The sequence below is a fragment of the Paraburkholderia sp. Ac-20340 genome (genome assembly GCF_017104965.1).
Lineage (GTDB): Bacteria > Pseudomonadota > Gammaproteobacteria > Burkholderiales > Burkholderiaceae > Paraburkholderia.
Genome location: NZ_JAAGPR010000015.1, coordinates 179096 through 185603, shown reverse-complemented (window position 1 = coordinate 185603; position 6508 = coordinate 179096). Strand labels below are relative to the sequence as shown.

The 6508-nt window shown below is 65.1% G+C and carries 5 protein-coding genes; 3 read left to right on the top strand and 2 right to left on the bottom strand.

From position 1 onward, the window contains the following. The coding region (locus G3N59_RS19750; protein ID WP_205984301.1) for a hypothetical protein at window positions 1–194 on the bottom strand (194 nt) is incomplete at its 3' end. A gap of 226 nt (window positions 195–420) precedes the next feature. Between G3N59_RS19750 and G3N59_RS19745 the strand changes: the two genes are divergently transcribed. The 3 genes from G3N59_RS19745 to G3N59_RS19735 all read left to right on the top strand — a co-directional run bounded on the left by G3N59_RS19745 (window position 421) and on the right by G3N59_RS19735 (window position 4790). Continuing rightward, a complete protein-coding gene (locus tag G3N59_RS19745; protein WP_205984300.1) occupies window positions 421–2196 on the top strand; it encodes a cation:proton antiporter in 1776 nt (591 codons plus the stop codon). Window positions 2197–2356: 160 nt separating this feature from the next. After that, window positions 2357–3814 (top strand): gamma-glutamyl-gamma-aminobutyrate hydrolase family protein, encoded by a 1458-nt coding sequence (locus G3N59_RS19740; RefSeq protein ID WP_205984299.1) that lies wholly within the window; start codon window positions 2357–2359, stop codon window positions 3812–3814. A gap of 253 nt (window positions 3815–4067) precedes the next feature. After that, a complete protein-coding gene (locus G3N59_RS19735; RefSeq protein ID WP_205984298.1) occupies window positions 4068–4790 on the top strand; it encodes a DUF2968 domain-containing protein in 723 nt (240 codons plus the stop codon). A gap of 143 nt (window positions 4791–4933) precedes the next feature. Here G3N59_RS19735 and G3N59_RS19730 read toward each other — a convergent pair whose 3' ends face one another. Continuing rightward, complete coding sequence (locus G3N59_RS19730; protein ID WP_205984297.1) at window positions 4934–6280, bottom strand: hypothetical protein; 1347 nt, start codon at window positions 6278–6280, stop codon at window positions 4934–4936. Between the last annotated feature and the right edge of the window lie 228 nt (window positions 6281–6508).

The following is a 6508-nucleotide window of genomic DNA, read 5'->3' as shown; positions in this document are numbered from 1 at the left end:
TCGGGGCTCGTGGCGTCCGCGCGAAAAAGGGCAGGACGCTCGAGAAGGAGTCGAGTATTGCGCAAATCGGGTGCCCGAAGCGGCAAGGTGCGCAGCGAAAAAATATTGGAGCCCCGTCTGGCGCGGCCCGCGGCCAGATCGGCGGCCAGCTGGGCGAGCGGCGCAAAGGGGGCGTTGCTAGGGGAAGCGGTCATGGCAGTGGGCGCACAGAAGGCGGGTCGGGCGGTTCAGGGGATTCGTAACAGCGGGCGGCGGCGCATCGCGACGCAACAACGGCCCGCGCGCACCGTGCGGCAATGCTCGCCTGCAAGGGACGCACCATTGTAGAACGTGGATTTTTTCTTGCCCGCGCAATTCGGCGCAACGCGATCATCGGGTAACATTCAGCTATTCGATAGCATTTTGTAAGGAATTGGGCTTATGCACCAGGGAGTCGGCTTTATTCAGGATCTGGCAGTCGTGATGGCGATCGCGGGGATCGTCACCGTGCTGTTTCATCGCCTGAAACAGCCGGTGGTGCTCGGCTATATCGCGGCGGGCGTGATCATCGGGCCTTATACGCCGCCGTTCCAGCTGATCCACGACGAACAGACCATCCAGACGATGGGCGAACTCGGCGTCGTGTTCCTGATGTTCTCGCTGGGGCTGGAATTCAGTCTGCGCAAACTGTTCCAGGTGGGCGCGACGGCCATCGTCGCGGCGATATCGGAAATCGTCGTGATGCTGTGGCTCGGCTACGAGATCGGTCGCGCGTTCGGCTGGGCCACGATGGACTCGCTGTTCCTCGGCGCGATTCTGGCGATTTCCTCCACCACCATCATCGTCAAGGCGCTCGCGGATTTGGGCGTCAAGCGCGAGCCGTTCGCGCAACTCGTGTTCGGCATTCTGATCGTCGAAGACATCCTGGGTATTGCGATGCTGGTGCTGCTCGGCGGCATCGCGCAAACGGGCGAGCTTTCGCCCGGTATCGCGCTGATCACGCTGGGCAAGCTGCTGCTGTTCATGCTGGTTTCGTTGCTGGCGGGCATCCTGATCGTGCCGCGCGTGCTCGGCTACGTGGCGCGCGTGGGCAGCGACGAGATGCTGCTGGTCTCCGTGCTGGGTTTTTGTTTCGCGTTCTGCCTGCTGGTCGTGAAGCTCGATTATTCGATCGCGCTGGGCGCGTTCCTGATCGGCGCGGTGATGGCCGAATCGCGGCATCTGGAGCGCATCGAGCATCTGGTCGCGCCACTACGCGACGCGTTTTCGGCGATCTTCTTCGTCACCATCGGGCTGATGCTCAATCCGCTCGTGCTGGTCGATTACGCGTGGCCGATCGCGGTGATTTCGCTGGCGGTGGTGTTCGGCAAGCTGGTGTCGTGCGGTCTGGGCACCTTCCTCGCGGGCCGCGACGGCCGCACGGCGATGCGCGTGGGCATGACGGTTTCGCAGATCGGCGAGTTCTCGTTCATCATCGCTTCGCTCGGCTTGACGCTGAAGGTCACGAGCGGCTTTCTCTATCCGATCGCGGTGACGGTTTCGGCGATCACGACGCTCACCACGCCGTATCTGATCCGCGTGGCCGATCCGCTCTCGCAGCGGCTCGCGCGCGCCATGCCGCCTTCGGTTTCTAACGTGTTCGGCATGTATAGCCAGTGGCTGCGTTGCCTGATGCCGCGTTCGCAGGAAGCGGGCGGCCCGACGCTGTTTTCGCTGACGAGGCGCATCGTGCTGCAGATCGCGGTGAATCTCGCGCTGGTGTCGGCGATCTTTATCGGCATGTCGTATGGCGCGCGCTACGCCGCGCCGCTCATCGCCAACTGGGTGCCCGACGAGCGCATCCAGCGCGTGGTGCTCTGGAGCGCGGCGCTGCTGCTGGCGATGCCGTTCCTCGTGGCCGTGTGGCGCAAGACCCAGTCGCTCGCGCTGCTGCTCGCCGAAGTGAGCGTGCAGCCGGAGAAAGCGGGGCGCTTCACGCGCGCGCTGCGTCACGCGATTGCCGAACTGGTGCCGGCAGTGTCGATGATCGGCGTGTTCGTGCTGGTGGCCGCGCTCTCGGGCACGATCCTGCCGCCCACGGGCTTTCTGATCGGCGTGCTGGTGTGCGCGGCCGTGCTGACGATGCTGTTCTGGCGCTGGTGCGTGAAGATTCACGCGAGCATGCAGATTGCGCTGCGCGAGACCTTCGACGAGCGCCAGGGGCAGGATTCGCAGTAAGAACGCAGCGCTCGGGCGGGCCCGCACGAGGCGCGCCCAATGTGACGGAATGTGAGCAATTGTGCAAATGGGTGGCGGCGTCATGCCGTGGGACGCATAATCGGAACCCTGTTCATCCGTTTGCGCCCTGCAACGATGCGGCGCGCCCCGACACCACGTCATGAGCGAAAACAAGACCGACCGCCCCGAGGTTCCCGACGGCGCAGGCCGTCCCGCCGAGTCCGACCCGTCCAATCCTTCCACGACTTCCTCTGCGGCCCAGACGCCATCGGGCGAAGCCGCGCAACGCGCCTCGACTGACGCGCCCGCAAGCGCCTCGACCGTGACGCCCGACACAGCGGGCGCCGACAGCTCCGGCGTCGGCACCGACGAGGAGCCGATCAGCGCAAAACCCGTCGAAGCGCCCACCCAGGCCCAGCGTGTTGCCGAAGGCGTGCAGGCGCGCGAGGAAACGGCGCGCGCCGTCGAGCGCCAGGCTGCCGAGGCGGCGGCCAAAACGGCTGCCACAGGCGTGGGCAAGCCGCAAGTGCCGATCGAAGTTGCCGCCGATGCCAGCAAAGACGTGCCCGCCCCGGCGCAAGGCCAGAGCACGACGGCGGGCGCCGCGGCTGGAACGGCCGCGCAGCCGCCGCAGACCGGCGGCGCGTCGCGCCCCGGTGCCGCGCCCGCAGGCTTTGGTCAGGCGCCTGACTTCAGCGCGCAGAATCCGCCGCCGCCGGGCGCGCTGCCGCCCGATTCGCCGCGCTACCTGCGGCCGAGCGATTCGGCGTGGTCGGTGCTCGGACGCATCATCGCGGCGCGCGCGCGTCAGCTATTCGATCGCGCGGGCCAGCGCATCACCCAGCGCACGCTGCGCATCGGCGTATCGGCGCGTATTTTTCATCCCGAGCCGGGCGCGCAGGGTTTGCGCGGCAAGACGCTGCAATATCTCGAAGAATCGATCGCGCATTGGGTCATGTCGCGCGATGTGATCGTCTTCATGATTCCGACGGTCGGCCATCAGGGCATGCTCCATCCGAGCAATATCCGTCTGCGCGACTACGCGAAGCACCTCGACGGCCTGCTGCTGCAAGGCGGCGCCGATGTCTCGCCGCAAACTTATGCGGAGGTTGCGCCGCGCCCGGAATGGCCCGGCGACCGCGTGCGCGATATGTACGAGCTGGAACTGCTGCATGAATTCGTCGAATCGGGCAAGCCGGTGCTGGGCGTGTGCCGTGGCTGCCAACTCATCAACGTGGCGTTCGGCGGCACGCTGTATCAGGACATCGCCACCGATGTGCCCACGGCCGGTGTGCACGTTAGCGAGCATTACGACCAGCATCGTCACGCGGTCACGTTCCCGGAAGGATCGTCGCTCGCGAGCATGTTCCCGGGGCGGCGCGAAGCCATCGTCAACTCGATTCACCATCAGGCGGTCAAGACGCTCGGCCGCGATCTGACGGTGGAAGCGGTGTCGGCCGGCGACGGCCTGATCGAAGCGGTGCGATACCGCCGTGCGCCGTTCGTGGTGGGCGTGCAGTGGCACCCGGAATTCCATCGCGCCGGCGGTCCCGAACTGCTCGATTGCACGCCGCTGCTCGACAACTTCCTGCGCTCGGCGCGCGAGACGCGTTTCTGATGCGCTACTGATGCGCGTCTGACGCGAGACGTCTGGATTTATCAGCAAAGCAGGACATCAAGAGGGGCGATTGTGAAAGCAATCGCCCTTTTTATTTTTCATACAACCTGTCCGAATATTCCTATGCTTTGCTAGGTGATTTCTGACAAACAAACAGCAGGTTCTTTTGTTATCCGAAATTAATTGGCGTTTATGAGATTTTCGTGCGGCGATAATAAACGGTTACTCGAAATCCTGAACGGAACTGGCAGTCATGAAGCAATCCCTTTCGCCGCGGCGCGCTTTGCTGGCCGCTGCGGCCTTCACACTCCTGCAGCACGGCGCGTGCGTCTGGGCCGGCGGCCCCGCGAGCGACGCTGCGCCGGTGGCGGGCGCCCGCCCGGCGCTCGGCAGTCTGACGCCGCAGCCCGCCAATGCGTTGCCGCCCGCCGGTATGGTCGACGACCAGGCCACGGCTGGCGCCTCGCAAGGCGATGTCGCCACGCTGATGCAGCTGATCCACGATTCACAACTGGTTGAATTGCGCACCACCTATAACGCCAGTTATGGGGCGAGCCTGTTCTTCTATCCGCCCGAAATGACGTATTACGTGGTGCTGTTCCAGGACAAGCACTTCTGGCGCGTGATTCGTTCGCAGGACGAAGCACGTGCCGAATCGATCTATGCAAACTTCGTGCAGCAGACCCAGCGTCTTGCCGAAGTCGAAATTCGCCGCATGCAGATCGAGGCGCAAAAGGCGTTTATCGATCGAGTGATTGCGATCAACGAAGATCGTGCGCGGCGTCTGCAGGCGGATATCGACGTGGCGCGCACGCAGCAGGCGCGCGTCGACGACTACCAGCGTCAGATGCAGGGCAATGCGGCCGCACTCAACGCGCAGAAGCTGCAGGCGCAAGCCCAGTTGCGTGATCTGCAGAATCAGGTCAATCAACTCCAGCGGCAAACCGAGCAGGGCTTGCCTGCCGTAGGACGCTAAAGGGCTGCTGAGTGGATTGCCGCGCCGCGCTGTCCAAAGGGATGGCGCGGCGCGCACAGGATGACGAGTCAGCGCAGGACGAGAGAAAGTAAAAAGCCCGGCTTCGAGCCGGGCTTTTTGCTGTGCGCCGAAAGGCGTGCGCTTTATTTGTCGAAGTGGTCGGGTACTTCGGTCACGCGGCGTTGCGCGACATGATTGACCCATTCCGTGCTGTCGGCGTTCAACGGCGCGCGGTTCGCGGCGGGAAGCGCTGCATGCGTGTTCGCGTAGGTGGCGAGCGATGCATATTCGTCGTTGGCATTGGTCGCGAACTGATGCGGCGAATATTCCGCAGCCTCCGAGTACATGCCCTGCGTGCGATGCGTGGTGACGACCGGCGCGCTCAGGTGCGGCGTGAATTCCTGCGCCGCGTGGCGGCGGGCGGGTTCGCGTGCCGCGCGTGTGCTGTAGGCGGTTTCCTCGCGCGTGCGCCGGGTCGTGCTGACGCGCTTCTCGCTCGCGGCCCTGGACACGAGCGCGGATTCGACGGGTTGGTTCGCGCGCGCACGCACCGTGAAGTCGGGCTGCTCGACCGATGCCGACGCCGCAGGCGCTACCTTTGCTGCCGGCGCGATGACTGGTGCAAACGCGGGCGCAGGCGCGGGCGTCGCGCGCGCGGTTACAGCGGGCGTAGTCACAGCAGGCGTAGTCGCAGGCGCCACGACCGCGATGGTGTTCTCTGCACGTTGCGCCGCCGAAGGCGCGACCGCTGGCGTTGCCTCCCGTTGCGCGACGATCGTCGAGCCGATCGCAATGCCGCGCTCGTTGTTCACTGCGTTGCTAACGTCCGGCGCCTTTGCCGCGACAACCGCTTTCGGCCCTTCGACCACGCCCGAAACCGAGACGTTGCGATCGTGTGCGGCACGCTCATCGGCCAGACGTGCCGACGATTGCGCGCTGGCTGCACCGGTGGCTGCGGCTTTCGGCGCCGGACTGACGGATTCGCGCAGAACCGTGCGGTCTTTCTCGTTGTCCGGCTGCGTGTGGCTTGCGACGATCCACGCCAGCAGCGCCGCACCGCCGATGGCCACTGCGCTAGCCGCGAGTTTGTGCGATGGCGGCGGCGTGCGCTCGAGCGGCGCCGCCTGCATCGAACGGCTTGATTGCGCCGCGTTGACGGGCTTTGCGCCGATGGCTTCGGCCGCCGCCTGCTGCGCCTGCGCGGCGTTCAGCGCTGGACCGATGGGCGCGGCTGCCGGACGCGGCGGTTCAGGCGCAACGCGGGCGACACGCTCGACGTGCTCCCAGCTATACACCTTGCGGAATGCCTCCGCGCTCAGGCAGATCGTGCGCAGGAACGCCGCATACAGCGCGTGCAGTTCGGTGCGCAGGCTGAAATGCGAAGGCATGAGCGACCATTCGCGGCCGAATGGCGGCGGGACGCGGTTGAGCGGGCGCATGTGCGGCATCGCGAGTGCGCCTTCCACCTGAACTAACGGAAAAGTTGACATGGATCTCTCGCTGCCTTTGTCGAGGCGGGGCACCGGAACACGGTGGTGTTCGAAAGGCGCGCCACAATCCAGCGCGGCAGCGCGCTATTCGGAAGTCGTATGGTTGATCTCTGATCTTGCAGGTCCGACTTCCGGCAATCCATCGGAAACATCCGAAAATATGACGGGAAGTGTAGTCGTCACGCGCGCGAGGGTCGCGTTGGGTGCGCAGGGCGTGGCCGCTCGCGT